This window comes from Erythrobacter colymbi (assembly GCF_002155685.1).
Taxonomy (GTDB): Bacteria; Pseudomonadota; Alphaproteobacteria; order Sphingomonadales; family Sphingomonadaceae; genus Erythrobacter; species Erythrobacter colymbi.
The window spans coordinates 56,231-82,169 of sequence record NZ_MUYK01000002.1 but is presented as its reverse complement, the minus strand read 5'-3'; the positions used below and the strand labels follow the sequence as shown (position 1 = coordinate 82,169).

The window sequence follows — 25,939 nt, the reverse complement described above, 5'->3', positions numbered from 1 at the left end:
CCCTCAATTATCGGCGAAATCGGCGCCGATCACAAGCTGCTTGTCGTCCCACCCGATCACGGCGGCGGGGATCATGGGGACCATGAAGGTCTTAGGGCCCTTTTCGGGCGCGGGATCGCGGGTGATCTCGATGATGTCGGTCGCGCCGAAATTCTCGATCGCAAGGACAGTGCCGACGGCCTCGCCCGCATCGGTGACGACCGGCAGACCCAGAAGATCGGCGTGGTAGAATTCGCCATCGGCAAGCGGGGGCAGCGCCTCGCGCGGGACAGTCAGCGCGGTGCCGCGCAGCCTCTCGGCATCGGCGCGCGAGGTGCTTTCGGCAAGGCGGGCGATGGCCCCGCCCTTCCCGTCCTCGCGCACCTTCACGAGGGTCAGGGTGCCATCATTGAAGCTCTTGTGCCGGGAGAGCGCCGCGACGCCCTCTCCGAACAGCTTCAGACGCACCTCGCCCGCCACCCCGTGCGCGCCGGCGATGGCGGCAAGGGTGACGGGCTTGGCCATGACGGATTAGCCTTCGGCCTGCTCTTCGGTGGCAGCTTCTTCAGCAGCCGGAGCTTCCTCGGCGGCAGCCTCTTCAGCGGCGGGCGCTTCTTCGGCAGCCGGGGCAGCGGCAGCGGCCTTGGCTTCTTCTTCAGCGGCGCGCGCGGCTTCTTCGGCCTCGGCGATCTTGGCGGCACGCTCTTCGGCGCGCTCCTTGGCCTTCTCGCCCGGCTCGCCCTTCTTGGGGTTGTTGCGGGCCGCACGCTCCTTGATGCCGGCGGCATCGAGGAAACGGGCCACGCGGTCGGTCGGCTGCGCGCCGACGCCGAGCCAGTAGCGGGCGCGGTCTTCGACCAGCTTCACGCGCTCGGGCGAATCCTTGGCGAGCAGCGGGTTGTAGGTCCCGATCTGCTCGAGATACTTGCCGTCGCGGGGCGAGCGGCTGTTGGCGACGACGATGCGGTAGTACGGACGCTTCTTGGCACCGCCGCGCGAAAGCCGGATGGAAATCGACATGAGTTGTTACCTTTCGAGTGAATTGAACTTTTGAACTGAAACGACTGACTTGAAACTATTTCTTGCGCGGCAGGCCGGGGAGGCCCGGAGGCAGCCCGCTGCCGCCGAGGCCGGGAAGACCGCCCCCGGGGCCGCCGAGACCGCCCATGCCGCCCATCGGGCCGCCGCCGCCCATGCCGCCGCCGAACATGGCGGCGAGGCCCTTGAGGCCGCCCATTTTCTTGATCTGCTTCATCGCACGGGCCATTTCCTGGTGCATCTTGAGCACCTTGTTGACCGTCTGCACGTCGGTCCCGCTGCCTGCCGCAACGCGCTTCTTGCGCTTGGCGTTCATCAGGTCGGGGTTGGCGCGTTCCTTGGCGGTCATCGAGGAGATGATCGCTTCCATGTGGATCAGCACCTTGTCGTCCATGCCGCTCGCCTGCATCGCGGCCTTGGCCTTCTTCATGCCCGGCATCATGCCCGCCAGCATCCCGAGCCCGCCCATATTGCGCATCTGCTTGAGCTGCATGGCGAGATCGTCGAGATCGAATTTGCCCTTCTCGAGGTTGTGCGCCATTTTCTCGGCGTCGGCTTCCTTGATCGTGGCGGCCGCGCGCTCGACGAGGCTGACGACGTCGCCCATGCCGAGAATGCGGTCGGCGACGGAGCCGGGGCGGAAGGGCTCGATCGCGTCGAGCTTTTCGCCGGTGCCGGCAAACTTGATCGGCTTGCCGGTGACCGCACGCATCGACAGCGCGGCACCGCCGCGGGCGTCGCCGTCCATGCGGGTCAGCACCACGCCGGTCAGCGGCACCTCGCCCGAGAAGCTCTGGGCGACGTTCACCGCGTCCTGACCGGTGAGCGAATCGACCACCAGCAGCACTTCGTTGGGGGCCGAAACGCTGGCGACGGCCTTCATTTCGGCCATCAGCGCGTCATCGACGTGGAGGCGGCCCGCAGTGTCGAGCAGCAGGACGTCGAAATTCTGGAGGCGCGCCGCTTCCATTGCGCGGCGGGCGATATCGACCGGCTGCTGGCCGGCGATGATCGGCAGGGTCGCGACATCGACCTGCGTGCCGAGCACCGCGAGCTGTTCCTGCGCGGCGGGACGGTTGACGTCGAGCGAGGCCATCAGGGCCTTCTTGCCGTGACGTTCGCGGATCAGCTTGGCGAGCTTGGCGGTGGTGGTCGTCTTGCCGGAGCCCTGAAGGCCGACCATCATGATCACGACCGGAGGCTTGGCGTCGAGCTTGAGGCCCTCGACCTCCATCCCGCCCAGCGTCTCGACCAGCTCGTCATGGACGATCTTGATGACCATCTGGCCGGGGGTGACCGACTTCAGGACATCCTGGCCGACGGCCTTTTCGGTAACGGCATCGATGAAGCGGCGGGCAACGGGGAGCGCGACGTCGGCTTCGAGCAGCGCGATGCGCACCTCGCGCATGGCATCGCGCACGTCCTGCTCGCGCAGCGCGCCGCGGCCCTTGAGCTTGTCGAACACCCCGCCAAGGCGGTCGGACAGCGTATCGAACATTGCCTTGCGTCTCCTGCCGGGAGCCGAAACGCCCGGAAAATGCGAAAAACGCCGGCGGACGAAACCTCGTCGGCCAGCGTTGCGAAAAACGTCCCCTTGGGGATCGGCTTTTTCGACTTTGATCAGGATGACTGGTGGAGCCTAGCGGGATCGAACCGCTGACCTCAACACTGCCAGTGTTGCGCTCTCCCAGCTGAGCTAAGGCCCCGAGCCAGTCATCATGCAAGGCAGAGCGTGGTGCCCTGCCTGCGGGAGGCGGCCATTAGTAGGGCCGCTATCCCTTGGCAAGCGTAAATTGAAGAACCGGATCAAATATCCCGACTTCGAGCCTGGAGTGCCAGTCCAGTCGCGCAGCGGCCGCGAGCGCAAGCGCGCGAGCCGCAGGTCCAGTCGCCCTCAAGCAGCGAAGCGGTAGGGCAACAAGAACGCACCGAGGACGGGGCCGCGGAGGCGGCCCCGCAATCAATCAGCTTTCGTCGTCGTCGTCGTCACCGGTGCCGGTGGCAACGCCGAGATCGTCGTCGCCACCGAGGTCGACGTCGTTGTCGGGCGAATCGCCGTCCTCGTCGATGTCCTCGATGTCTTCGAGATCGCCCAGATCATCGTCGCCGCCCAGATCCGCGTCAGCGTCGGCATCGACCTTCTTCTCGACTTCCTCGAAGGGAATCGGCTGCTTGGACTTGAGCACCGGCTCGGGCGTCCAGGTCTCGCCGCATTCGATGCAGCTCACCGGATCTTCCTTGCCGAGATCGTAGAAGCGTTCACCGCACTTGGGGCAGGTACGCTTGGTACCCCATTCGGGCTTTGCCATGTCTATTCCTCAAACTGGCCGGCCGCGTTGGTGACGAGGCGGGCGATGCGCATAGGCCAATGCGCGGGATTGAACGAGAATTGTGGGTTCCGGCAAGCCTCTATTCAAGGGGTCCGGCCCGATGCGCGGCGCGCCTTGCCAGAAGCGCGGGGCGCTGTCAAAGACCGCCGCCTTATGAGCAGCCATACCTTCGCAGCCCGAGGCCCCTTGCGCGGCACGATCCGCGTGCCCGGCGACAAGTCGATCAGCCACCGCTCGCTGATGTTTGCCGGCCTCGCGGTCGGCCGCAGCCGCATCACCGGACTGCTGGAAGGCGAGGACGTGCTGGCGACGGCGGCGGCAATGCGCCAGTTCGGCGCGCAGATCGCGCGCGATGGCAATGGCAGCTGGGTGGTCGACGGCGTCGGGGTCGGCAGTCTGCTGGAGCCGCGCGAGGCGCTCGACATGGGCAATTCGGGCACCTCCACCCGACTGCTGATGGGGCTGGTCGCGGGCCATGCGATCAGCGCGACCTTCACCGGCGATGCGAGCCTTTCCGGCCGCCCGATGAACCGCGTGATCGTGCCGCTCTCGCAGATGGGCGCTTCGATCGAGGCTTCGGCCGGCGGCACCCTCCCGCTGATGCTGCGCGGGGCGAACCCTGCCGTGCCGATCACCTACCGTCTCCCGGTGGCGAGCGCGCAGGTGAAGAGCGCCATCCTGCTGGCAGGCCTCAACACCCCCGGCATCACCCGCGTGATCGAGCCCGTTCCCACCCGCGACCATACCGAGCGGATGCTGACCGGCTTCGGCGCGAAGCTCGAAGTGGGCGAGGAGAACGGGGAGACCGTGATCGCGATCCACGGCGAGGCGGAATTGCACCCGATGGACGTGGTGGTGCCGGGCGATCCCTCGTCGGCCGCTTTCTTCATGGTGGCGGCGAGCATCGTGCCGGGCAGCGACCTCACGATCCTCAACGTCGGCCTCAACCCGACCCGCGCGGGGCTTCTCCATGTGCTGCGCCAGATGGGCGCGGATATCGAGGAGGTGGATGCCCGCGAAGTCGGCGGCGAGCCGGTCGCCGACCTGCGCGTGCGCCACGCGCTGCTGACCGGCATCGATGTCGATCCTGCGATCGCGCCTTCGATGATCGACGAATTCCCCGTGCTGTTCGTCGCCGCCGCGCTCGCTTCGGGCACCACCCGCACCACCGGGCTCGAGGAACTGCGCGTCAAGGAAAGCGACCGCCTGGCCGCGATGGCCGCCGCGCTCACTGCCGCAGGCGCGCGGGTCGAGGAGCACGAGGACGGCCTCACCATCCACGGCACCGGCGGCGATCCGCTGCGTGGCACCGCCAACGGCCGCGTCAAATCGCTGCTCGATCACCGCATTGCCATGAGCATGGCAGTCGCGGGCCTCGTCAGCGAAGGCGGCGTCGAGGTCGACGACATCGCGCCGATCAACACCAGCTTCCCGACCTTCATGGGACTGCTGGACGAGGCGGCTGCGTGAAAGAAAAGGTCGCGCTCTACAGCCTTGGCATCGGGATCTTCGCCACGGGTGGGGCGATCTTCAACCACCTTGTTCATGGCAAGCCGATCCGGCTGGAGTTGCTATTCTTCACGCCGCTGATCGCACTGGTATTCGGATACCTTCTGTGGCTGCGCTGGGACTGGGCACCCGAGGAGGGCCGGAAGGCCTGCGCTGAACGGCGGCGTGAAAGGGGCAAGGAATGAACACCCCGCTCGACTGGCCGAGCATCGTCGGCCTCTGCGGCACAGCCTGCATCATCGGCGCCTATGCCTATCTGACGCTCGCCAAGACGACCAATCCCTTCCTGCTCCACGGCACCAATCTCCTGGGCGCGGCGCTGTTGACGGTCAGCCTCATCTACCACACCAACTGGGCGAGCCTGGTGCTGGAGTTCTTCTGGGCCTCCATCGCTATTGTCGGACTGGTGCGCGCGTGGCGGAGCCGCGCCGACGAGGGAGAACAGCCATGATTGTGAAGCCACTCCTAGTCGCCGCACTGGCACTACTCGCGGTCACGGCGTCCGCGCAGACCGCCCTCCCCACCGATCCCGCCGCCGACTGGTCGGTCGCGACCTCGGAGCACCGCGTGCCGGTCGAGGGCGGCAAGGTGTGGGTGCGGGTCAACGGCGTGATCGGCGAGGGCGAGACGCCGGTGATCTTCATCCACGGCGGCCCCGGGGGCACGCATGTGAACTTCGGCAGCCTGCTGAGCCTTGCCGACACGCGCCCCGTGATCCTCTACGACCAGCTCGACAGCGGGATGTCCGACCATCCGGAGAACGCGGCCAACTGGCGCCCCGAGCGCTTCGTCGCCGAGCTCGAGGCGATCCGCAAGGCGCTGGGGGGGGTCGAGCGCTGGCACGTGATCGGGCATTCGTGGGGCTCGGCCCTGGCATTGGAATATGCCGCCGCATATCCCGAGCACACCGCCTCCGCTGTGCTGAGCGGCACCTTCCTTTCGACCTCGCACTGGATCACCGGCACCAACCTGCTGATCCGCGACCTGCCCGATGATGTCGCCGCCACGATCCGCGCCTGCGAGGGGCCAACCCCGCCCGCCGCGAACGTGTGCGAGCCTGCCACCGCCGCCTTCTACGCCGCCTATAACGGCCGCCCCGATCGCCCTGCCCCCACACCCGTCATGCTCGCCTATCGCCAGCGCTACGGCGGCAAGGGGTTCAACGCCACGCTCTACAACGCGATGTGGGGCCCGACCGAATTCCGCGCCTCGGGCTCGCTGGCGGGCTACGATGTTTCGGGCCTGCTCGCGCGGGTCGATGGCAAGCGGGTGATGTTCGTGGTCGGCCAATATGACGAGGCGCGGCTCGACACGGTGCAGGATTTCCTCGCGCTCACCCCCGGCGCGGAGTTGGCGGTGGTCCCCGGCGGCAGCCACGCCTACATCACCGAGCGCCCCGAGGTCGCCGAGGCGATCTTCCGCGACTGGATGGCGCGCAAGGACGCGCAAGGACGCGAGGGCAAATGATCATCGCCGTCGACGGCCCGACCGCATCGGGCAAGGGCACCATCGCCAAGGCACTCGCCGCGCATTTCGGCCTGCCGCATCTCGACACCGGGCTGCTCTACCGCGCTGTCGGCCGGCAAGTGCAGCTGGCAGGCAGCAACCCCGACGATCCCCATGCCGCCGCGGCCGCCTGCGATTTCCCCGTGAGCCTGCTGGATGACGAGATCCTGCGCTCCGAAGAGGTCGGTGGCTATGCGAGCCGCGTCTCGGTGCACCCCGCCGTGCGCCACGCGCTCTATCAGCGCCAGCGCGCCTTTGCCCTGCAGGAAGGCGGCGCAGTGCTCGACGGGCGCGATATCGGCACGGTGATCGCGCCAGAGGCCGAGGTGAAGCTGTTCGTCACCGCCAGCCCCGCCGAACGCGCCCGGCGACGCTGGCTCGAGATGACCGGGCGCGGGATCGATGTCGAACTCGCCGCGATCGAGGCTGACATCGCCGCCCGCGACGCGCGCGACACGGGCCGCAAGGACGCACCGCTCGTTGCCGCCGCCGATGCCGTGGTGCTCGACAACACGGCAATGGGCCGCGACGAGGCCATCGCGGCGGCCATCGCGGCGGTCATCGCGCGGGCGGGCTGAGGCCGCAATTTCCTTGCCTTTTGCGCGTTCCTCGCCTAGGCGCGCGTCCGTTCTCGACATCCACTGCGGTTGAAGGAACCTGCGCGACAGCATGGGGCTGCGCGCGGAAGTCTGCCTCTTGCCCCGCCAGCCCCGGCAATGGTGCCTGGGAAGCGGAGAAAGACCCCGGAAAAACCGGTGGCCGGTAGCACAACGAAACAGGACGTTACGTCATTATGGCAACGCAAATGCCCACCCGCGCCGATTTTGAAGCGCTCCTCAACGAACAGCTCGGCGGCGCCGGCGATGAAGGCTTCGAAGGCCGCGTCGTCAAGGGCACCGTCACCGCGATCGAGAACGGCTTTGCCGTGATCGACGTCGGCCTCAAGAGCGAAGGCCGTATCTCCCTCAAGGAATTCTCGCGTGGCGAGGACGACCACGGCCTGACCGTCGGCGGCGAAGTCGAGGTCTTCGTCGACCGCGTCGAGAACGCCGATGGCGAAGCCATGCTCTCGCGTGACCGCGCCCGCCGCGAAGCCGCATGGGACAAGCTGGAAAGCGAATTCGGCGAAGGCAAGCGTGTCGAAGGCCGCATCTTCGGCCGCGTCAAGGGCGGCTTCACCGTCGACCTCGACGGCGCCGTGGCGTTCCTCCCCGGCTCGCAGGTCGACATCCGCCCCGTGCGCGACGTGACCCCGCTGATGGACGTGCCGCAGCCCTTCCAGATCCTCAAGATGGACCGTCGCCGCGGCAATATCGTCGTCTCGCGTCGTGCGGTGCTCGAGGAAACCCGCGCCGAACAGCGCAGCGAGCTCATCAATGACCTGGTCGAAGGCCAGATCATCGACGGCGTGGTCAAGAACATCACCGATTACGGTGCGTTCGTCGACCTCGGCGGCATTGACGGCCTGCTGCATGTCACCGACATGAGCTACAAGCGCGTCAACCACCCGAGCGAAGTGATCGCCATCGGCGACACCGTGACCGTGCAGATCGTGCGCATCAATGCCGAAACGCAGCGCATCAGCCTCGGCATGAAGCAGCTTGAAAGCGATCCGTGGGATGGCGTCTCGGCCAAGTACCCGGTCGGCATGAAGCTGACGGGCCAGGTGACCAACATCACCGAATACGGCGCCTTCGTCGAGCTCGAGCCGGGCATCGAAGGCCTCGTCCACGTTTCGGAAATGAGCTGGACCAAGAAGAATGTCCACCCGGGCAAGATCGTCTCGACCTCGCAGGAAGTCGACGTGATGGTGCTCGAAGTCGACAGCGACAAGCGCCGCATCAGCCTCGGCCTCAAGCAGGCCCAGCGCAACCCGTGGGACGAGTTCGCCGAGAAGCACCCGGTCGGCTCGGTCGTCGAAGGCGAAGTCAAGAACGCGACCGAGTTCGGCCTGTTCGTGGGCCTCGACGGCGACGTCGACGGCATGGTCCACATGTCGGACATCGCCTGGGGCATCTCGGGCGAGGATGCGCTGGCGCTCCACCGCAAGGGCGAGATGGTCAAGGCCGTCGTGCTCGATGTGGACGTCGAGAAGGAGCGCATCAGCCTCGGCATGAAGCAGCTCGAAAAGGGCGCGCCCTCGGCTGAAGGTGCCTCGACTGCGGGCTCGCTGCGCAAGAACCAGACCGTCACCGTCACCGTGCTCGAAGTGCGCGACGGCGGCCTCGAAGTGCAGGTTGGCGAAGACGGCGCGACCGGCTTCATCAAGCGCTCGGACCTCGGCCGCGACCGCGACGAGCAGCGTCCGGACCGCTTCCAGGTCGGCAGCAAGGTCGATGCGATGGTGATCGGCTTCGACCGTTCGAAGAAGCCGAACTTCTCGATCAAGGCGCGTCAGATCGCCGAAGAGAAGGAAGCAGTCGCACAGTTCGGTTCGTCGGACTCGGGCGCTTCGCTCGGCGACATCCTCGGCGCCGCGCTCAAGAAGGGCAGCGAGTAAGGATAGCGCAAGGCGTTCGCTCTGCGGTGAACGCCTGACGCAACATGAAAGGCCCGCCTGCTCACCCGAGCAGGCGGGCCTTTTCTATTCGGGAACGCAGGGGTAGGATCACCCCATGATCCACGTTCACCAGTTCCCCTGCCTCAGCGACAATTACGGCTATCTCGTCCACGACACCGAGAGCCACGAGACCGTCGCGATCGACACCCCCGACGCCAAGGCCTACCTGCTGGAAGCCGAACTGAAGGGCTGGCGGATCACGCAGATCTGGAACACCCACTGGCACCCCGATCACGCGGGCGGCAACGCCGCGATCCAGGAGGCGAGCGGCTGCACGATCCTCGGCCCCGCCGAGGTCGAGGGCAAGTTCCCGATCGACCGCGTGGTCGCACATGGCGACACGGTCCAGCTGGGCGCGGTAGAAGCGGCGGTGATCGACGTCTCGGGCCACACCAACGGCCATATCGCTTTCCACCTGCCCTCGGCCGGCATCGCCTTTGTCGGCGATTCGGTCTTCGCGCTGGGCTGCGGGCGGATGTTCGAGGGCGAGCCCAAGCAGTTCTGGGCGAGCCTCAGCCGCATCAAGGCGCTGCCGCCCGCAACCCTGCTCTACTGCGCGCACGAATACACTGCGTCCAACGCCCGCTTCGCGCTCCACGCCGATCCGGATAACGCAGCCCTTGCCGCCTATGCCGAGGAAATCGCCGCCAAGCGCGCGCGGGACGAGTGGACCGTGCCGACCACCCTCGAACGCGAGCTTGCCACCAACCCCTTCCTGCGCGCCGACGATCCCGCGCTGATGGCGAAGTGGGGCGGCGCTGCCCCGCACGAGACCTTCGCGGCGCTCCGGGCGGCCAAGGACAGCTTCTGAGATGTCCGCGACTGACGCTCCGGCGATCCGGGGCTTTCACGCGCATATCTACTTCGATCCGGGCGAGGTCGCCCTCGCGCAGGATTTCGCCGCGCGGGCGCAGACGCGCTTCAAGATCGCGGTCGGACACTTCCACCTCGCCCCCATCGGCCCCCATCCGCGCGGGTCGTGCCAGCTTTCGATGAGCCCCGCGACCTTCGCCGAATTCGCGCTCTGGGCGCTGCACGAGCGCGGGGAGCTGACGATCTTCGCCCACGGCCTGTCGGGCGACGACCGCGCCGATCACACCAGTTACGTCGTGTGGTTCGGCCCGTCCGAACCGCTTGACCTCACGATCTTCGGCTGATGCAGGGCCTGCTCGTAGAGCGCCTCTCGGGCGACCTGTCGGGCGTGGCGCTCGCCGACCTCCCCGTCCCCGCGCGCGCGCCTGGCGAGGTGCTGGTGCAGGTGCGCGCCGCATCGCTCAACTTCCCCGACCTGCTGATGACGCAAGGGGAATACCAGTTCAAACCCGAGGTGCCCTTCACCAGCGGGCTCGAATTTGCAGGCGAGGTGCTGGAGGCCGATCCGGCGAGCGGCTTTGCTCCCGGTGACAGGGTAATGGGCGGCAACAAGACCGGCGCCTTCGCCGAATATGCCAGCGTGCCAGCGGGCAAGCTCTCGCGGATGCCACAGGGCATGGACTTCCCCGCGGCGGCAGCGATGGGCGCGGCCTATTCGACGGCCTTTACCGGCCTCGTCGAGCTCGGAGGCTTGCAGGAGGGCCAATGGGTGCTGGTCCACGGCGCAAGCGGAGGTGTGGGCCTTGCCGCCTGCGACCTTGCGCGAGCGCTCGGTGCGCGGGTGATCGCCACCACCGGCTCGCCCGCCAAGGCCGGGCGCATCACCGCCCTCGCCCGCCCGGACGCGGTCATCACCGCCGAGGGTCGCTTCCGCGAGCAGGTGGCCGAGCTGATCGGCGGCGCGCTCGCCGACATCGTCTTCGATCCCGTGGGCGGCGACGTCTTCGACGAATCGACCCGCTGCGTCGCATTCGGCGGCAAGCTGGTGGTCGTGGGCTTCACCTCGGGCCGGATCGCTGACGTCTCGACCAACATCCCGCTGATCAAGGGCTTCAGCATCATCGGCCTGCGCGCAGGAGAATACGCCCGCCGCTTCCCCGAGCGGGGACAGGCGATCAACCGCGCCATCGCGAAGCTGGCAGAGGCAGGCGCGATCACCCCCGCGATCGACCGCACCCTCCCCCTCTCCCGCTGGCGCGAGGGCTTCGATGCGATGGCGCAGCGTGACCTCGTCGGCAAAGTAGTATTTGTGCCGGGAACCTGAGGCGCAAACGAAAAGGGCGGCCCCGCAGGACCGCCCTTTCGTGTTCCGTCGGCAGCGTCGCTCAGAGCGAGGCGATGACGTCGTCAGCAAGTTTCTTGTCGGCCTTGCCGTCGTGCGCCTTGGCGATCAGCACCTTGGAGGCGGCGGCGGCTGCGGTCACGGCGCGGGCCTTGACCTCGGCGACCGCAGCGCGCTCGGCGGCGGCGATCTTGTCTTCGGCCATCTTCTGGCGGCGGGCGACCATCACTTCGCTGTCGGCTTCGGCCTTGGCGAGGATCGCGTCGGCTTCCTCACGCGCGCCCGAAAGCATCGCTTCGGCGTCCTTTTCGGCCGATGCGATCTTGGCGGCGTATTCGGCACGCAGGGCTTCGGCCTCGGCCCGCAGGGTCTTGGCCTCGTCGAGCGCCTTGCGGATCTCGGCAATCTTGTTGTCGAGCCCGCCGGTGATGATGCCGGGGACCTTCTTCCACAGGAACACGCCGAGCAGCACGGTCATCGCGAGCGCGACCCACTGGTAGGTGTCCATACCGAGCACGCTCGGATCGGCGTGGTGCGCTTCGGCACCGGCGGCGGCGAGCAGGGTCACGATGTCAGCCATGCGCCATGACCTCCTTGACCGCGGCCTCGGCGGCGGCGGGTTCGACGTTCGCGCCAGCCACGCGGGCGACGATGTCACGCGCGACGTCGGCGGCGACGCCTTCGATCTCGGCCATCGCGCTGCTGCGGGCGGCGGCGATGGCGGTTTCGGCTTCGGCCAGACGGGCGTCGAGACGGGTCTGGGTCTCGGCCAGCTTGGCCGCGGTGGCGGCGGCCGCCTTGGCCTTGGCCTCGCCGATCACGCCCTGGGCCGCGGCCCGGTTGGCGTTCTCGCGGGTCCGCCAGGCGGCTTCCTCGGCGTCGGCAGCATCGCGCGCGGCCTGGGCCGCGGCGAGATCGCCGGCGATCTGGTTGTCACGCATCTCGACCGTGCCGAGGATCTTGGGCACCATTCCGAGGCCGACGACCACGAAGGTGAAGCCGAAGAACACCAGCAACCAGAAAACCTGGCTGGTGAGGTATTCGGACATTTGTTGGATCTGAGGCATGATGAACCTTTAGCCGGAACGCCGTTGGGCGACCTGCCGGACGCGCGAGGGCAGCCCCGCAGCGTCAGGCAGATGCGCGTGTCGTCTTAGCTGAAGATCAGCAGAACGGCGATCACGAACGCCAGCAGGCCGAGAAGTTCGGCAGCCGCGAAGCCGATGAACAGGCGGCCCTGCTGGCCGTCGGCAGCGCCGGGGTTACGCAGCGCGCCTTCGAGGAACGAGGCGAAGACGTTGCCCACGCCGAGAGCGGCGAGGCCAGCGCCGATCGCCGCGAGACCGGCACCGAGAAGAGCTGCAGCTTGTGCGTCCATGGTATTAAACTCCGTTGAAATTCTGTTTGTTGTCGAGGGTAGTGAAGAGCGCCTGAGAAGGCCCTCAGTGAAGGTTTTCCGCGTCGTTGATGTAGAGCGAGGTCAGCAGCGCGAAGACGTAGGCCTGGATGCCGGCCACGAGGATTTCGAGCGCGCTGATCGCCACCATCAGGACGAAGCTGGGCACGCCGACCAGCACGCCGAGGCCCGCACCCGCGCTGCCGCCGGCGATCACGAAGCTCGCTAGCACCTTGAGGAGGACGTGGCCGGCCATCATGGCGACGAACAGACGCAGCGCGAGGCTGAAGGGGCGGACCATGAAGGACACGACTTCGATCAGGCTGATCGGCAGCGCGAGGAACACCGGGGTGTTCGAGGGCCAGAACAGCGAGAAGAAGTGGAAGCCGTGCTTCCAGAAGCCCACGATCAGCACGATCGAGAAGCTCATGATCGCCAGCACGCCGGTCGCGGTGAAGTGGCTGGTGAAGGTGAAGGCATGCATGTGCGGGATCAGGCCGAGCGGCACCAGGCCGAGCAGGTTCCCGAACAGGATGAACATGAAAAGCGTAAAGATATAGGGCACGTACTTGCGCCCCGCCTTGCCGACGTTCGCTTCGAGCAGATCGTCGATGAAGCCGGTCATGGTCTCGACCGCCATCTGCCAGCGACCCGGCACCAGCGAGCGCTTCATGCCGCCGGCGACAAACAGGGTCACCAGGAGAGCGGTGACCGCCATCCACAGCGCGGAGTTGGTGAACGCGATGCCGACACCGTCAGCCAGTTGCCAATCGGCGCCCGCAACGGGCTCGATTGTGAACTGCTTCATCGGATCGACCTTGCCTTCTTCGGCTGCCACGATCGAAAGATCCCCAAATGTTTCACATGAAACACGCCCCTGAACCGGGTCTGGAGGGGGTCGAGAGGGGGTCTAGACCCCGTCTGTGTCCCTCTGGTCCGGCTCTGCGGGGCGCGTGTTCGCGCTCTGGATAAGGTTTCTGAAAGCCGATGCCGTTCCGAGGAACAGACCGCCTAACAGGCCCCAGGGCGCGATGTCGAACAGTGCGTCAATCGCAAAGCCGATCACCAGGCCGCCGATGATCCCGCCCAGAAGGTTGGCCAAGACGCGGTCGCCGCTGCGGTAATTCGCATCGGCGCCCTTCACCTGCGGCCGGTTGCGCTGCTCTTCGCGCTCGCGTGCGGCCTTGAGCCGCGCTTCGAGCGCGTCGATCCGCGCATCCTCGTGAATGGGTTCTCGTGCGGGTTTCTCGTCGCTCATGCCATCGTCCTTAAAGGCAAGGCCAAGCCACATGCAACAAGGTGCCCGCCGAGGGCGCCGCCCCCTTAGAAGGGGGGCTGATATGTGTCAACATCGGGCGGGGTGACTTTGTGCAGGTGCGAAGAAAAGGTGGCGGGAAGAGAGACGTCGCGCCGTGAGGATGTTGCGTGAGTTGCCTCTTGTGCGTCGCCCCTGCGAAGGCAGGGGCCCATCGAGGTTTCTGTAACCTACAAGGGCCAGCTGGAGCCCCGCCTTCGCGGGGATAACGGAGCAAAGCGCCAAGGCAATTTGCGGAGAGCCGGGATCGGTCGCACAGCGACCGCGAGCGCACGGCGCGAGCCGCAGGTGCCCCGGCGCGCAGCGCCGGGATCAGCACCGAGGACGACCCCGCGTAGGCGGGGTCGCAATCATCAAGGACAACGCTGATCGCGCACCGGCGGGGCGCTGGTGCGGGTCTGCCAGGTGCCGTCGGGCGCCATGTACTTCTCGCCCGGCACGGTGCGGGCGATCGCCTGGCAGCCGGCGGTCAGCGCATAGGCTTCGGGCGTGGCGTTCTGCTCGCGCGCCTTTTCCATGTAGATCGCCTTGCGCTTGATATTGATGTCGTCGACCAGACGCTGGAGCGCCGGATCGGCCGCACCGACAATGCCGAGATAGCCGTCGGGCTTTTCCCCGACCTTGCCCGCCTCGCGCGCGGCGGCATAGGCCGGATCGCGCTGCTGGGCGAGCGCGGGCACGGCGAGCACTGCCAGTACGGCAGCGGCTCCGATCCCTGCAAGAAGCTTACTGCGCATCATCATTCCTCCAAAAACGGGAATGCCTTCATCAGAAGATGTCGGCATTCTCCTCCACCGTGTTGGCCGCATCCTTGGCCAGACGGTAGACCACTTCCTGCCGGATATTGATGTTGAGCTCGATCACGATCGGCTCTTCGGGCGCGGCGATGTTGATGCATCCGCCGAGGCTCCCTGCCGAAAGGATCACGCTTCCGGCCATCAATGCCCGGCGCCTGTTCCTGACTTGCCGCTTCATCGGTGCTGCCCCTTCCCCGCCCTCAGGCCGGGATGTGGCAGCGCGCCGCCTTGCGGTCAATTCGTGTTGCATCATGGCTTGTCTTCGCTTTCGGGAGGTTGAACGGGCGGAATGGCGGGGACGAAGCGGCCTTCCTCGGCCTTGAGCAGGCCCATATCGACGGGGTTGCCGAGGTAATCGGCATCCCAGAAGGATCGCACCATCGTGGCGAGCTGGTAGAAATTCTCCGAGCGCACGTTGATCTTGAAGCGGATCGGCAGCTTGGCGAGGCGGCGGGTGACGAAGTTCTGGCTGGTGCCCGCGCCCTGCCGCACGCCATCGAACTGGAAGCTGGTGATGATCTCGCCATCGAGCTGCCCGCCCAGCCCCACGCTCATCTGGCGATAATCGAGCGAGCGCAGCGCCGAGAAGGCGTAATTGCCCATCGTGCCGAGGTCCTCGTAGGTCAGCTCGCCGACATAGGCGACATTGCCCCCGCCCTCGCGCGCCTGGAGCAGGCCGCCATCGATCCGGCCGCGGCCCTCCTTGTCGAACACCACCGGCACGGTGCCGTCGAAGATGCCGGTGGCCGAAAGGTTGGTGAGCTCCATTTGCGCGACGAACTTGGCGGCATCGAGCCCGGCGATGTCGAAGACATAGCGCCGCTCCTCGGGCTGGCTGAAGTCCATCACCAGCGGGCGCATGGTGAGTGTGCCGCCCATGAAGGGGAAGCGCGCGTCCTCGAGGGCAAGGAGCGTGCCGTCCTTCAGCTCGAACTGGACTGTGCCCGCCAGCACCTCCACCCCGAGGTTGATCGCGGCGATGGTCAGCTTCTGGTCGGGCGCGGTGGTGAGATTGAGGAGGTCGGTGAAGACGACCTGGCCCTTCAATCCGCGCACCGGGCCGAAGGCAGCGGCGAAATCGAAGCCGTCGCTGGCGAAGGTGCCGCTGCTGGTGACCTTGCCGTCCTTCCAGTCGATCCGCCCGTTGCCGGTGACGGTGCCGTCCGCCAGCGCGACGACGCCCTTGGCGAGGTAGGAGAGATCTTCGGGCTGGAAGGCCTTGTCGAAGACGATGCCGGGCACGGTGAGGCGGGCGTTGCCGATGGCGGTTTCGAGATCGTGGCGGATCGCGACGTCGGCGATCCGGCGGCCCGAATCGGGGTGGCGCAGGCTCGCCTCGGCGGTGATGCGCCCGTCGGCAAGTGTGAGGCTCGCGCCCTGCGCGCCCAAAGGCGTGAAGCGCGCGAGGCCCTCGGGCGGGCGGTCGGAGACGGTGAGGCTCGCGTCGGTCAGCTGCAACACGCTGTCGGCAAAGCGCCAGCGCCCGGCGATCGCGCCCATGTCGAGCGGGACGGCGGCGAGCCTTGCGGTGCCGCCGCTGAAAGACCCTTCGATGGCGCTGCCGAGCGTGCCGGTGAGGCTGGCGGCGGCAAAGCGCACCTCGCTATCGCCCGCGCCGATGCGTGCGGCGAGGTTCTCGAGGGCGAAGGGTTGCGGGTAGCGCAGCACGACGCTTGAGGCGGAAAGGCTCGCGGGGCTTTCGCCGAGCGTGCCGTCAAGCTGGAGCGCGCCGGTGCGGGCGGCCAGGCGGAGCGAATTGCCATAGGCGAGGATCGGCGCCCCGCCCTCGGGGCAGAGCGTGATCTGCTGGCTGCCGAGGGTGAGGCCGGACAGCGCCAGCTTGGCGAAACGCACCGGCGTGCAGCGCGTGCCCATCGCGAGGCCGCCTGTGGGCGACCAGCGCCCTTCGAGCGGGAGCGTGAGGTCGTTGACCCCGCCCCCCGGCAACTCGCCGCTGGCGGTGGCGAGGCCCTCGAAGGTGAAGGCACCCTCGGGCGTGCCGCGCAGCGCGATGCGGGGGATGGCGAGGCGGTTGGGCCCGGCGGCGTAGTCGGCCATCGCCATGCGCATCGTCCAGCCGCCGCCGCTGCGGTCCTGCGCCATGCGGCCGTTGATGACGGGAAGCCCCTCCCCGCCCGCGATGAAATCGCCCGCAAGGCCGCTGACCCCGCCGCTGCCGATCGCCGCATTGAGGCGCGAGAGTGCGAGCACCCGCGCACCGCGGCGGCTGGCGAGGCTGGCCTGCGGCACGACGAGCGAAGCCTCGCTGCCCTTGTGGCGGACGATCGCATCGCCGCGGAAGCTCGCCCCGTCGAGTGCTGCGCCGAGCCCGGTGCGGAACCGGGCGAGCAGCGGGGCGATGAGCGTGCCCTCGGCCGAGCGTTCGGCCGAGGCGAGGCTGACGGCGAGATCGGTCGCGGGGGCAAGGCCCGTGCCGCGCAGGGTGCCTTCCCATTGCCCGCTCGCGCCATCGGTTGCGCCGCGCCAGCTCCCCTCCGCCGCGAGCCGCGCGAGGCGGCCTTGCGGTGTGGCGATGCCGCTCAGCGCGAGATTGTGTCCGAGCGCGAGGCGTCCCTGCGACCAGCCGAGCTCGGCAGTCCCGCCGATTCCGGCTGCCGTGATGCTGGCGAAACGCGCCCCGCCGCCGGTGACGTTGAAATCCGCCTCGGCCGCGGCGAAATCGGGGCTGATGCTCGCCTTGGTGCCGATATCCGCCCGCGCCAGCGTCGCACCGCCGCAGGCGAGATCGGCAAGGCGCAAGGGCCCATCGAGTTCCGGCGCGCCCTTCGCGGTCGTCAGCTTCGCGTAGAGCGTCGCCTTGCCCGCGCGGCAGCCTTCCGTGCCGATCCCCGGCGCGGTCGCGGCGAGTGTGCCGGCGAACCCGTCATCGAGCCGCCCTGCCCCCTCGAGCTTCACGCCCACGCGCCCGTAATCGCTCTCGATCAGCCCGCGCGCGTCGGCCAGTTGCACATCGATCGCGGGGAGCGCGGCAGGCTCCTTGCTCCCGGTGAACACCAGCGGATCGAGCTTGCCGAGGCTGAAGGCACCGCCCCTGTAGCTGGCAAAGACCCGCGCGCCCTCCACCGACACGCGGCGCACTTCCGGCCCGCTCCAGCCGACGCCGAGGTCGATCACCATGCGCCTGACAGTGAGGTCGGGCTTCGCCGGATCGCCCACCACGAGGTTCTCGATCACCTGCTGCGAGGGGGTGAGGCTGACGATCCGGTAGGTCGCCGGAACCCCGCGCTCGGCGAGATAGCCGTCGATCACGTCCTCGGCGATTCGCTCGCGCGAGAGCCACGCGCCGGTGCCGCCCACCAGCGCCAGCGCCGCGGCGCCCAGAGCAAAGCGGCGCAGCCAGCGGCGCTTGCCCGGCGTGCTGCCGCCGTGTGGCCCGTTCATGTCCTCACCGTCCGATTGACGCATCGTCTCCGCCACTTGCGCGCATCATCGTCCAAAGGCAATGAGGCAGCTGGAAGCAAGGCTTTCCCGGAGGTCGCATTGCCGGAAGCTGAAGACAGTTTCGATTTTCTCGACGGTGCCGTGCCCGATTGGGATGCGGGCAAGGCCGCGGGCGATGGCCACCGCGCGCGGCTGCGTGCCCGGCTGCTGACCGGCGGGGCCGAGGCGCTCGCGGATTACGAGGTGCTCGAATACCTCCTCTTCGCCGCCATCCCGCGCGGCAACACCAAGCCGCTCGCCAAGGCGCTGCTCGCCCAGTTCGGCAGCCTTGCGGGCGTGATGAACGCCGATCCCAAGGCGCTCCAGCGGGTGAAGGGGGTAGGCGAGAACTCCGCCGCTGCGCTCAAGGCCGTGGCCACCGCCGCGCGGCGCATGGCGCGGGGCGAGATCATGGGCAAGCCGGTGCTCGGAAGCTGGCAGGCGCTGATCGACTACCTCACCACCGACATGGCGCACCTCACGGTCGAGCGCGTGCGGGTGCTCTATCTCGATACCAAGAACCGCCTGATCGAGGATCATCACGTGGGCGACGGCTCCATCGATGAAGCCGCGATCCACCCGCGCGAGGTGATCCGCCGCGCGATGGACGTCGGCGCATCCGCCATGATCCTCGTCCACAACCACCCCTCCGGCTCGCCCGAACCCAGCCGCGCCGACATCCTGATCACCCAGCGCATCGCCGAGGCCGGGCGGCACATGGGCGTCACCGTCCACGATCACGTGATCATCGGGCGCGAGGGGCATACGTCCCTGCGCGCCAAGGGCCTCATCTGACGCTCTTGCCATAAGCGCTCCGTCCGCCTAGCCGCTCGGCCACGTTCGACCCTCATCCGGAGCCGCCGATGGTCCCCCGTTATGCCCGCCCTGCCATGACCGCCCTGTGGGAGCCGGAGGCGAAGTACCGCATCTGGTTCGAGATCGAGGCGCATGCGACGCAGAAGCTCGCCGATCTGGGCGTCGTCCCGCAGTCGGCGGCCAAGGCGCTGTGGGACTGGTGGGCGACTGATCCGAAGATCGACGTCGAGGCGATCGATGCGATCGAGGCCGTCACCAAGCATGACGTGATCGCCTTCCTCGACTGGGTGGCGCGCGAAGTGGGCGAGGAAGCGCGCTTCATGCACCAGGGCATGACCAGCTCCGACGTGCTCGACACGACGCTTTCGGTGCAGCTGGCGCGGGCGAGCGATATCCTGCTCGCCGATCTCGATGCGCTGCTGGCCGCGATCCGCACCCGCGCAGAGGAGCACAAATACACGCCGACGATTGGCCGCAGCCACGGCATCCATGCCGAGCCGGTGACCTTCGGCTTAAAGCTCGCCGAGGCCTATGCCGAATTCGCCCGCTGCCGCACCCGTCTGGTTGCCGCGCGCGCGGAAATCGCGACCTGTGCCATCTCGGGCGCGGTCGGCACCTTCGCCAATGTCGATCCGGCGGTCGAGGAATATGTCGCGGAAAAGCTTGGGCTGGCGGTCGAGCCCGTCTCGACCCAGGTGATCCCGCGTGATCGCCACGCGATGTTCTTCGCGACGCTGGGCGTGATCGCCTCCTCGATCGAGCGCCTCGCTGTCGAAATCCGCCACCTGCAGCGCACCGAAGTGCTTGAGGCCGAGGAGTATTTCTCCCCCGGCCAGAAGGGCTCCTCGGCGATGCCGCACAAGCGCAACCCGATCCTCACCGAAAACCTCACCGGCCTTGCCCGCGTGGTGCGCTCCGCCGTCACCCCCGCGCTCGAGAACGTCGCGCTGTGGCACGAGCGCGACATCTCGCACTCCTCGGTCGAGCGCTACATCGGGCCGGATGCCACGATCACCCTCGACTTCGCCCTCGCCCGCCTGACCGGCGTGGTCGAGAAGCTGCTGGTCTATCCTGCGCGGATGGAGAAGAACCTCAACCGCATGGGCGGCCTCATCCACTCGCAGCGCGTGCTGCTGGCGTTGACCCAGGCCGGCCTCACCCGCGACGAGAGCTATCGCCTCGTCCAGCGCAACGCGATGAAGGTGTGGGAATCGGACGGCGAGCTCTCGCTGCTCGATCTGCTCAAGGCCGATCCCGATGTAACCGCCGCGCTCACGGCGCAGCAGCTCGAGGAGAAGTTCGACCTCGGCTACCACTTCAAGCACGTCGACACGATTTTCGCCCGGGTCTTCGGATGACGGCGGCGGCGCTGGACTCGAGGGACGGATCGCTTAGTCTCGCGCGTATCGGATCGCACCGGGAGAGGCAGGTTTCGTGAGGATTCTTCGCACCATCATCTGGGTTCTGGCCGCGATCGGCTTCCTGATCTTCGCCGCCTACAACTGGGAGCCGGTGGAGCTGCGGCTGTGGCAGAACCTCGTGCTCGAAACCAAGGTGCCGGTGCTGGCGCTGCTCGCCTTCACCGCCGGCTTCCTGCCGATGTGGGCGGTGCATCGCAGCGTCGTGTGGGGGCAGAACCGCCGCATCCGCGCGCTCGAGAATTCGCTCAAGAACACCGCGATGGCGCACCGCGCGGACATGAGCGGCGGCACGGTCGCCCCGCAGGTGGCTGACAGCCCTGTGGACAACTCCGGCAAAACCACGGGAGAACCCGCCGACGTGTTCAGCCCCGCCGATGCGGGCGATGCCGGCGATGCAGGAGGCGGCGAATGAGCAATCCCATCTACCTCGCGCTCGACGTTCCCCAGCTCGAACCGGCCAAGGCGCTGGTCGAGAAGGTCAAGGCGCATATCGGCGGGGTGAAGCTCGGCCTCGAATTCTTCTGCGCCCACGGCGCGCACGGGGTGCACGAGATCGCGCATCTCGGTCTGCCGATCTTCCTCGATCTGAAGTTCCACGACATCCCCAACACGGTCGCCGCCGCGATGCAGGCGATCCATGTCTATGAGCCCGCGATCGTCACCGTCCACGCCAGCGGTGGGCGCGCGATGTTGGAGGATGCCAAGGCGGCCGCCGCCGCAGGCACCAAGGTGGTCGCGGTGACGATGCTCACCAGCCTCGATGCGAATGACCTTACCGCAACCGGCGTCTATGGCAGCGCCGAGACGCAGGTGATGCGCCTGGCCGAGCTCGCCCATGCGGCGGGCCTCGACGGGATCGTGTGCTCGGGGCAGGAAGTGGGCATGGTCCGGAAGGCGTGGAAGGACGGCTATTTCGTCGTCCCCGGCCTGCGCCCCTCGGGCAGCGGCACCGGTGACCAGAAGCGCACCGTCACCCCCCGCGCCGCGCGCGATGCCGGCGCGAGCGTGCTGGTGATCGGCCGCCCGATCAGCCGCGCAGAAGACCCGGCCGCCGCCGCGCGGGCGATCGAGGCGACGCTTTAGGCGGGCGGATGTGACCGATCACGCCACCCCCAATCTCCCCGCCCGCGACTTCGCCGCGACCGCAGCATTCTATGCCATGCTCGGGTTCGAGGAGGACTACCGCTCGCAAGGGTGGATGATCCTCTCGCGCGGGGGGCTGACGCTCGAATTCTTCCCCTGGCCCGATCTCGACCCCTACCAGTCGTCCTTCGGCTCGTGCCTGAGGGTCGACGATCTGCCGGGCCTGATGGCGCAGGTCGAGGCGAGCGGCGTGCCCGATGCGCGGCAGGGCATCCCGCGCTACCACCCGCCCCGGCTGGAAGACTCGGGCCTCACCATCGCCTACTTGATCGACCCCGACGGTTCGCTGCTGCGGCTGATCCAGAACGACTGAGCATGACCACGACGATCACCATCACCCCCGCCACCCCCGCCCACACGCCTGCGCTCAAGGAGCTGCTCGAAGCCGCCTATCGCGGCGATTCGGCGCGGCAGGGGTGGAACCACGAAGCCGACATCCTCGACGACGAGCGCACCAGCCGCGAGGAGCTCGACGCGCTGCTTGCCGATCCGGCGGTGACGATCCTCACCGCGCGCGTCGGCGATTCGCTGGTCGGTTGTGTCGCCGTGACGCGCAAGGACACCCAGCTGGGCTACCTCGGGATGCTGTGCGTGCTGCCGACGCTGCAATCGGCGGGCCTCGGCCGCAAGCTGCTCGAAGCCGCCGAGGATCTCGCCCGCGCGCAGGGCCTTGCCGCGATGGAAATGACCGTGATCGACAGCCGCGACAGCCTGATCGCGTGGTACGAGCGGCGCGGCTATGCCTTCACCGGCGAGCGCCGCCCCTTCCCCGTGCTGCGCGATCCGCCGGTCAATTTCGTGGTGCTGGAAAAGCCGCTCTAGCGCTGCGAGAGGACCTGCACCGGAGGGGCATCCTTGCCGCCTTCATCCGCCGTCAGCTTCTTCACGTCCTCGGGGCTGAGCACCAGCAGCGGCGAGTTCACGTTCCATCCGGCAAGCTCCATGTCCTTGCCCGAGCCCTCGAAAACAAAGGTCTCCGTGCCCTCGCCGCGTTCGAAGCGGGTCTGCATCACGATCGTAGTGACGGTGACCCCGTTGTTGAAGGCGGTGTTGAACCCGGTCTGCTTGCTCTCCCGGACCTTGCCGAGCCGCGAGGCAATCAGGGTCATGGTGCTCTCGACCTGCTCGGCGGACGCGGTCTTGCGCAGGGCCTTGCCGCCCGCCTTGTAGAATGCGGCGGCGTCGCCCTTGTTGTAGAGCGCCTGAAGCGTCTTGACCTGCGCGGAGGCGTCCTCGACCTGCGCCGCCGGATTGCACGCGGCGAGCAGGACGGCGCCCGCGAGGGCTGCAAGCGAACGGACTTTCATCGGCGACCTCTCCCTGTTGCGTATCTGCGAAACTGGAGCGGAGGATGCAGGCAGGTCAAGCACTTCCCGCTTCACGCCAAGGCGCACAGGGGTTAGAGCGCGAAGGCCATGGCTGCCCCCCTCGTCAAGATCTGCGGAATTTCGACGCCCGAGACCCTCGCTGCGGCGGTGGGTGCCGGGGCGAGCCACGTCGGCTTCGTCCACTTCGCCAAGAGCCCGCGGCACCTTGCGCTGGCGGACGCTGCGGCGCTGCGGCGGCAGGTGCCCGCGCACGTCAAGGCGGTGCTGCTGCTGGTCAACGCCGATCCCGCACTGCTGGCCGAGGCGGTTCGGACAGTCGCCCCCGATGTCATCCAGTTTCACGGGGCCGAGACCCCCGAGGCCCTCGCCCGTTTCCGCGCCGAGACCGGGATCGAGGCGTGGCGCGCGCTCGCGGTGAAGGATGCTGCCGCGCTCGATGTGGCCGCCCGGTTCCACGGCGCGGTCGACCGCCTGCTGTTCGACGCCCCTGCCTCCGCGCTTCCGGGCGGCAATGGCACGGCCTTCGACTGGAATCTGCTGCGCTTCTACAAGGGGCCGGTCCCCTGGGGCCTTGCGGGCGGGCTCACCCCCGCCAATGTCGCCGATGCTATCCGCCTCACCGGCGCGCCGCTGGTCGACACCTCCTCCGGCGTCGAACGCGGCCCCGGCATCAAGGACGTGGACAAGATCGCCGCCTTCTGCAAAGCGGCTCGGCAAGCGTAACCTCTCCCGTTCGCCTCGAGCGAAGTCGAGAGGCCAACCTGCGGCGCAGCAAAGTGTCTCGACTGCGCTCGACACGAACGGCATTGATGATCCTATGAACTCTCCCAACTCCTTCAGCGCCAGCCCCCCGCCGAAAGCCAACAGCTTTCGGCAAATGCCAGACTCGCGCGGCCATTTCGGCCAGTTCGGCGGGCGCTATGTCGCCGAGACGCTGATGCCGCTGGTGCTCGATCTCGAGCGCGAATACCGCAAGGCACAGAACGACCCCGCGTTCCAGGCCGAGTTCGACGATCTGCTTGAGCACTATGTCGGTCGCCCCTCCCCGCTCTATTTCGCGCCCCGACTGACCGAGGAATTGGGCGGCGCACAAGTGTGGTTCAAGCGCGACGAGCTCAATCACACCGGCGCGCACAAGATCAACAATTGCATCGGGCAGATCCTGCTCGCGATCCGCATGGGCAAGACCCGCATCATCGCCGAGACCGGAGCGGGCCAGCACGGGGTCGCAACGGCGACGGTCTGCGCGCGCTTCGGCCTGCCTTGCGTGATCTACATGGGCGCCGAGGATGTGAAGCGCCAATCGCCCAACGTGTTCCGCATGAAGCTGCTCGGGGCCGAGGTCGTCCCCGTCACCAGCGGCGGCGCGACACTCAAGGACGCGATGAACGAGGGCCTGCGCGACTGGGTCGCCAATGTCCACGACACCTTCTACATCATCGGCACCGCGGCCGGCCCGCACCCCTATCCCGAGATGGTCCGCAACTTCCAGAGCGTGATCGGCAAAGAAGCCCGCGCGCAGATGCTCGCCCGCACGGGGCGCCTGCCCGACCTGCTGGTCGCGGCGATCGGCGGCGGGTCGAACGCGCTGGGGCTGTTCCATCCCTTCCTCGATGACCCGAGCGTGAAGATGCTCGGCGTCGAAGCGGCGGGCCACGGGTTGGATGGCGACGAACACGCCGCGAGCCTGCTCGGCGGATCGCCCGGCGTGCTCCACGGCAACCGCACCTATCTGCTGCAAGACGAGGACGGCCAGATCACCGAGGGTCACTCGATCAGCGCCGGCCTCGACTACCCCGGCATCGGGCCGGAGCACGCGTGGCTCAAGGAAAGCGGCCGCGTCGACTACACCGCCGTCACCGACGAGGAGGCGCTGGACGCCTTCCAGCTGCTCTGCGCGACCGAGGGGATCATTCCGGCGCTCGAACCTTCGCACGCCATCGCGGCGGTGAAGAAGGTCGCGCCGACCATGCCGAAAGACAGCATCATCCTCGCCAACCTGTGCGGGCGCGGCGACAAGGATATTTTCACGGTCGCGGAGCGTCTGGGGGTCGAGCTTTGAAGACAGTCGGCTGGATCGTCACCGGCCTTGGCTTTGTCGCCGCGTTGCTGTGGAATGCCCTTGGGCAGGACAATGTCGGCATCATGGCCGTCGCCGCGCTCTCGATCATCGCTGGCATGGTGCTGCTCGCTGGCAACGCGGTGATGCGAATGTCGCGTGGGGAACTGCGGCTACGCCCGCTCGATGCACTGAAGCGGATGCCATTGATATTTGTGGTCATGGTGGGCGTCTACGCCTTGGCCCTTGTCGTTTTTCCAGAGACCCGAATCGACTGGACTGAAACCCTCATCAGATGTGCCGTCGTCTCCTTGACAATGGCGTTCTATTTCAGCGCTTACCGAAAGCCCGCATGACCCGCCTCACCACCACCTTCGCCCAGCCCCGCCCCGCCCTCGTCTGCTTCATCACCGCGGGCGATGGCGACACCGCGGCCAATCTCGATGCGCTGGTGGAAGCCGGGGCGGATGTGATCGAGCTCGGCATGCCTTTCACCGATCCGATGGCCGATGGCCCCGCGATCCAGAGCGCCAACCTGCGCTCGCTCGGCGCGGGCACGACCACCGCCGATGTGTTGCGCTACGCGACCGATTTCCGCGCCCGGCATCCTGACGTGCCGCTGGTGCTGATGGGCTATGCCAACCCGATGGTCCGCCGCGGCCCCGAGTGGTTCGCCGAGGCAGCCGCTGCGGCAGGCGTCGACGGCGTCATCTGCGTCGACATCCCGCCCGAGGAGGACGACGCGCTCGGCCCGGCCCTGCGCGCCAAGGGCATCGCCCCGATCCGCCTCGCCACGCCGACGACCGACGCCGCGCGCCTGCCGCAGGTGCTCGAGGGCTCGGAAGGCTTCCTCTACTACGTCTCGGTCGCCGGGATCACCGGCAAGCAACAGGCCCAGATCGCCAGCATCGAAGAGAATGTCGCGCGCATCAAGAAGTCCACCAACATCCCCGTCGCAGTCGGCTTCGGGGTGCGCACGCCCGAACAGGCCGCCGAAATCGCCAAGGTGGCCGACGGCGTGGTGGTCGGATCGGCGCTGGTGGAGATCTGCGGCCAGTACGGCGCCGAGGCTCCCGCGCACCTCAAGACGCTAACCGCCGCGCTGGCCGAGGCCGTTCACACCGCCCGTTAGTTTCTTCGTCATTG

32 protein-coding genes and 1 tRNA gene are annotated in these 25,939 nt (G+C 67.6%); 19 read left to right on the top strand and 14 right to left on the bottom strand.

What is annotated here, in order from left to right; genetic code table 11:
- Positions 1 to 3: 3 nt before the first annotated feature.
- From rimM to BZF57_RS03670, 5 genes are all read right to left on the bottom strand, one after another.
- Complete coding sequence (gene rimM, locus BZF57_RS03690; RefSeq protein WP_086734803.1) at positions 4 to 504, bottom strand: ribosome maturation factor RimM; 501 nt, start codon at positions 502 to 504, stop codon at positions 4 to 6.
- A gap of 6 nt (positions 505 to 510) precedes the next feature.
- Positions 511 to 999: a 30S ribosomal protein S16 gene (gene rpsP, locus BZF57_RS03685; protein ID WP_086734801.1), complete on the bottom strand. Its 489-nt coding sequence runs from the start codon at positions 997 to 999 to the stop codon at positions 511 to 513.
- Positions 1,000 to 1,054: 55 nt separating this feature from the next.
- Positions 1,055 to 2,515: a signal recognition particle protein gene (gene ffh / locus BZF57_RS03680; RefSeq protein ID WP_086734799.1), complete on the bottom strand. Its 1,461-nt coding sequence runs from the start codon at positions 2,513 to 2,515 to the stop codon at positions 1,055 to 1,057.
- A 132-nt stretch (positions 2,516 to 2,647) separates the two neighbouring features.
- Positions 2,648 to 2,723: transfer RNA gene (locus tag BZF57_RS03675), tRNA-Ala, on the bottom strand.
- 258 nt (positions 2,724 to 2,981) lie between these two features.
- Entirely contained in the window at positions 2,982 to 3,326 is a 345-nt protein-coding gene (locus BZF57_RS03670; RefSeq protein WP_086734796.1) for a TIGR02300 family protein, read from the bottom strand.
- Positions 3,327 to 3,500: 174 nt separating this feature from the next.
- Here BZF57_RS03670 and aroA point away from each other — a divergent pair, with 174 nt between their 5' ends.
- From aroA to BZF57_RS03625, 9 genes are all read left to right on the top strand, one after another.
- Positions 3,501 to 4,817 (top strand): 3-phosphoshikimate 1-carboxyvinyltransferase, encoded by a 1,317-nt coding sequence (gene aroA, locus BZF57_RS03665; protein ID WP_086734794.1) that lies wholly within the window; start codon positions 3,501 to 3,503, stop codon positions 4,815 to 4,817.
- On the top strand, positions 4,814 to 5,041 hold the full coding sequence (locus BZF57_RS03660) for a hypothetical protein (protein ID WP_086734792.1): 228 nt from the start codon (positions 4,814 to 4,816) through the stop codon (positions 5,039 to 5,041). Before aroA ends, BZF57_RS03660 begins: the two co-directional genes overlap by 4 nt.
- On the top strand, positions 5,038 to 5,307 hold the full coding sequence (locus BZF57_RS03655) for a CBU_0592 family membrane protein (protein ID WP_086734790.1): 270 nt from the start codon (positions 5,038 to 5,040) through the stop codon (positions 5,305 to 5,307). The genes BZF57_RS03660 and BZF57_RS03655 overlap by 4 nt, the downstream gene beginning before the upstream one ends.
- Positions 5,304 to 6,323: a proline iminopeptidase-family hydrolase gene (locus BZF57_RS03650; protein ID WP_086734788.1), complete on the top strand. Its 1,020-nt coding sequence runs from the start codon at positions 5,304 to 5,306 to the stop codon at positions 6,321 to 6,323. Before BZF57_RS03655 ends, BZF57_RS03650 begins: the two co-directional genes overlap by 4 nt.
- Positions 6,320 to 6,940, top strand: a complete 621-nt coding sequence (locus BZF57_RS03645) for a (d)CMP kinase (RefSeq protein ID WP_086734786.1) — start codon at positions 6,320 to 6,322, stop codon at positions 6,938 to 6,940. Before BZF57_RS03650 ends, BZF57_RS03645 begins: the two co-directional genes overlap by 4 nt.
- Before the next feature lie 215 nt (positions 6,941 to 7,155).
- Positions 7,156 to 8,862 (top strand): 30S ribosomal protein S1, encoded by a 1,707-nt coding sequence (gene rpsA / locus BZF57_RS03640; RefSeq protein ID WP_086734784.1) that lies wholly within the window; start codon positions 7,156 to 7,158, stop codon positions 8,860 to 8,862.
- Between the two features lie 115 nt (positions 8,863 to 8,977).
- A complete protein-coding gene (gene gloB, locus BZF57_RS03635; protein ID WP_086734781.1) occupies positions 8,978 to 9,733 on the top strand; it encodes a hydroxyacylglutathione hydrolase in 756 nt (251 codons plus the stop codon).
- Position 9,734: 1 nt separating this feature from the next.
- Entirely contained in the window at positions 9,735 to 10,079 is a 345-nt protein-coding gene (locus BZF57_RS03630) for a DOPA 4,5-dioxygenase family protein (protein WP_086734779.1), read from the top strand.
- A complete protein-coding gene (locus tag BZF57_RS03625; RefSeq protein ID WP_086734777.1) occupies positions 10,079 to 11,059 on the top strand; it encodes an NADPH:quinone oxidoreductase family protein in 981 nt (326 codons plus the stop codon). Before BZF57_RS03630 ends, BZF57_RS03625 begins: the two co-directional genes overlap by 1 nt.
- Before the next feature lie 61 nt (positions 11,060 to 11,120).
- On the opposite strand, the gene BZF57_RS03620 is transcribed toward BZF57_RS03625, so the two are convergent.
- The 8 genes from BZF57_RS03620 to BZF57_RS03585 all read right to left on the bottom strand — a co-directional run bounded on the left by BZF57_RS03620 (position 11,121) and on the right by BZF57_RS03585 (position 17,987).
- Positions 11,121 to 11,657: a F0F1 ATP synthase subunit B family protein gene (locus tag BZF57_RS03620; RefSeq protein WP_086734775.1), complete on the bottom strand. Its 537-nt coding sequence runs from the start codon at positions 11,655 to 11,657 to the stop codon at positions 11,121 to 11,123.
- Positions 11,650 to 12,144, bottom strand: coding sequence for a F0F1 ATP synthase subunit B family protein (locus BZF57_RS03615; RefSeq protein WP_086734772.1), 495 nt, complete (start codon positions 12,142 to 12,144; stop codon positions 11,650 to 11,652). The genes BZF57_RS03620 and BZF57_RS03615 overlap by 8 nt, the downstream gene beginning before the upstream one ends.
- 86 nt (positions 12,145 to 12,230) lie before the next feature.
- On the bottom strand, positions 12,231 to 12,455 hold the full coding sequence (locus tag BZF57_RS03610; protein WP_066530046.1) for a F0F1 ATP synthase subunit C: 225 nt from the start codon (positions 12,453 to 12,455) through the stop codon (positions 12,231 to 12,233).
- 64 nt (positions 12,456 to 12,519) lie between these two features.
- Positions 12,520 to 13,281 (bottom strand): F0F1 ATP synthase subunit A, encoded by a 762-nt coding sequence (locus BZF57_RS03605; RefSeq protein ID WP_086735915.1) that lies wholly within the window; start codon positions 13,279 to 13,281, stop codon positions 12,520 to 12,522.
- A gap of 102 nt (positions 13,282 to 13,383) precedes the next feature.
- Complete coding sequence (locus BZF57_RS03600; RefSeq protein ID WP_086735913.1) at positions 13,384 to 13,731, bottom strand: AtpZ/AtpI family protein; 348 nt, start codon at positions 13,729 to 13,731, stop codon at positions 13,384 to 13,386.
- Positions 13,732 to 14,141: 410 nt separating this feature from the next.
- Entirely contained in the window at positions 14,142 to 14,528 is a 387-nt protein-coding gene (locus tag BZF57_RS03595; protein WP_206073188.1) for a YdbL family probable chaperone protein, read from the bottom strand.
- 28 nt (positions 14,529 to 14,556) lie between these two features.
- Positions 14,557 to 14,727: a YnbE family lipoprotein gene (locus BZF57_RS21580; RefSeq protein WP_086734767.1), complete on the bottom strand. Its 171-nt coding sequence runs from the start codon at positions 14,725 to 14,727 to the stop codon at positions 14,557 to 14,559.
- Positions 14,728 to 14,834: 107 nt separating this feature from the next.
- A complete protein-coding gene (locus BZF57_RS03585; RefSeq protein ID WP_162290947.1) occupies positions 14,835 to 17,987 on the bottom strand; it encodes an intermembrane phospholipid transport protein YdbH family protein in 3,153 nt (1,050 codons plus the stop codon).
- A gap of 99 nt (positions 17,988 to 18,086) precedes the next feature.
- Between BZF57_RS03585 and radC the strand changes: the two genes are divergently transcribed.
- The 6 genes from radC (at position 18,087) to BZF57_RS03555 (ending at position 22,228) form a co-directional block, all read left to right on the top strand.
- Entirely contained in the window at positions 18,087 to 18,821 is a 735-nt protein-coding gene (gene radC / locus BZF57_RS03580; RefSeq protein ID WP_086734762.1) for a RadC family protein, read from the top strand.
- Between the two features lie 68 nt (positions 18,822 to 18,889).
- Positions 18,890 to 20,200, top strand: coding sequence for an adenylosuccinate lyase (purB, locus tag BZF57_RS03575; RefSeq protein ID WP_086734760.1), 1,311 nt, complete (start codon positions 18,890 to 18,892; stop codon positions 20,198 to 20,200).
- Between the two features lie 76 nt (positions 20,201 to 20,276).
- Positions 20,277 to 20,675: a LapA family protein gene (locus BZF57_RS03570; RefSeq protein WP_086734758.1), complete on the top strand. Its 399-nt coding sequence runs from the start codon at positions 20,277 to 20,279 to the stop codon at positions 20,673 to 20,675.
- Positions 20,672 to 21,346, top strand: a complete 675-nt coding sequence (gene pyrF, locus BZF57_RS03565; RefSeq protein ID WP_086734756.1) for an orotidine-5'-phosphate decarboxylase — start codon at positions 20,672 to 20,674, stop codon at positions 21,344 to 21,346. The genes BZF57_RS03570 and pyrF overlap by 4 nt, the downstream gene beginning before the upstream one ends.
- A gap of 10 nt (positions 21,347 to 21,356) precedes the next feature.
- A complete protein-coding gene (locus BZF57_RS03560; RefSeq protein WP_086734754.1) occupies positions 21,357 to 21,719 on the top strand; it encodes a bleomycin resistance protein in 363 nt (120 codons plus the stop codon).
- Positions 21,720 to 21,721: 2 nt separating this feature from the next.
- Entirely contained in the window at positions 21,722 to 22,228 is a 507-nt protein-coding gene (locus tag BZF57_RS03555) for a GNAT family N-acetyltransferase (protein ID WP_086734753.1), read from the top strand.
- On the opposite strand, the gene BZF57_RS03550 is transcribed toward BZF57_RS03555, so the two are convergent.
- On the bottom strand, positions 22,225 to 22,713 hold the full coding sequence (locus BZF57_RS03550; protein ID WP_086734751.1) for a hypothetical protein: 489 nt from the start codon (positions 22,711 to 22,713) through the stop codon (positions 22,225 to 22,227). The two genes, BZF57_RS03555 and BZF57_RS03550, sit on opposite strands and share 4 nt — an antisense overlap.
- A 108-nt stretch (positions 22,714 to 22,821) precedes the next feature.
- Here BZF57_RS03550 and BZF57_RS03545 point away from each other — a divergent pair, with 108 nt between their 5' ends.
- The 4 genes from BZF57_RS03545 to trpA all read left to right on the top strand — a co-directional run bounded on the left by BZF57_RS03545 (position 22,822) and on the right by trpA (position 25,925).
- A complete protein-coding gene (locus BZF57_RS03545; protein WP_086734749.1) occupies positions 22,822 to 23,457 on the top strand; it encodes a phosphoribosylanthranilate isomerase in 636 nt (211 codons plus the stop codon).
- Positions 23,458 to 23,611: 154 nt separating this feature from the next.
- On the top strand, positions 23,612 to 24,796 hold the full coding sequence (gene trpB, locus BZF57_RS03540) for a tryptophan synthase subunit beta (RefSeq protein ID WP_240505839.1): 1,185 nt from the start codon (positions 23,612 to 23,614) through the stop codon (positions 24,794 to 24,796).
- Complete coding sequence (locus BZF57_RS03535) at positions 24,793 to 25,149, top strand: hypothetical protein (protein WP_086734745.1); 357 nt, start codon at positions 24,793 to 24,795, stop codon at positions 25,147 to 25,149. The genes trpB and BZF57_RS03535 overlap by 4 nt, the downstream gene beginning before the upstream one ends.
- Entirely contained in the window at positions 25,146 to 25,925 is a 780-nt protein-coding gene (gene trpA, locus BZF57_RS03530; RefSeq protein ID WP_086734743.1) for a tryptophan synthase subunit alpha, read from the top strand. The genes BZF57_RS03535 and trpA overlap by 4 nt, the downstream gene beginning before the upstream one ends.
- Positions 25,926 to 25,939: the final 14 nt, after the last annotated feature.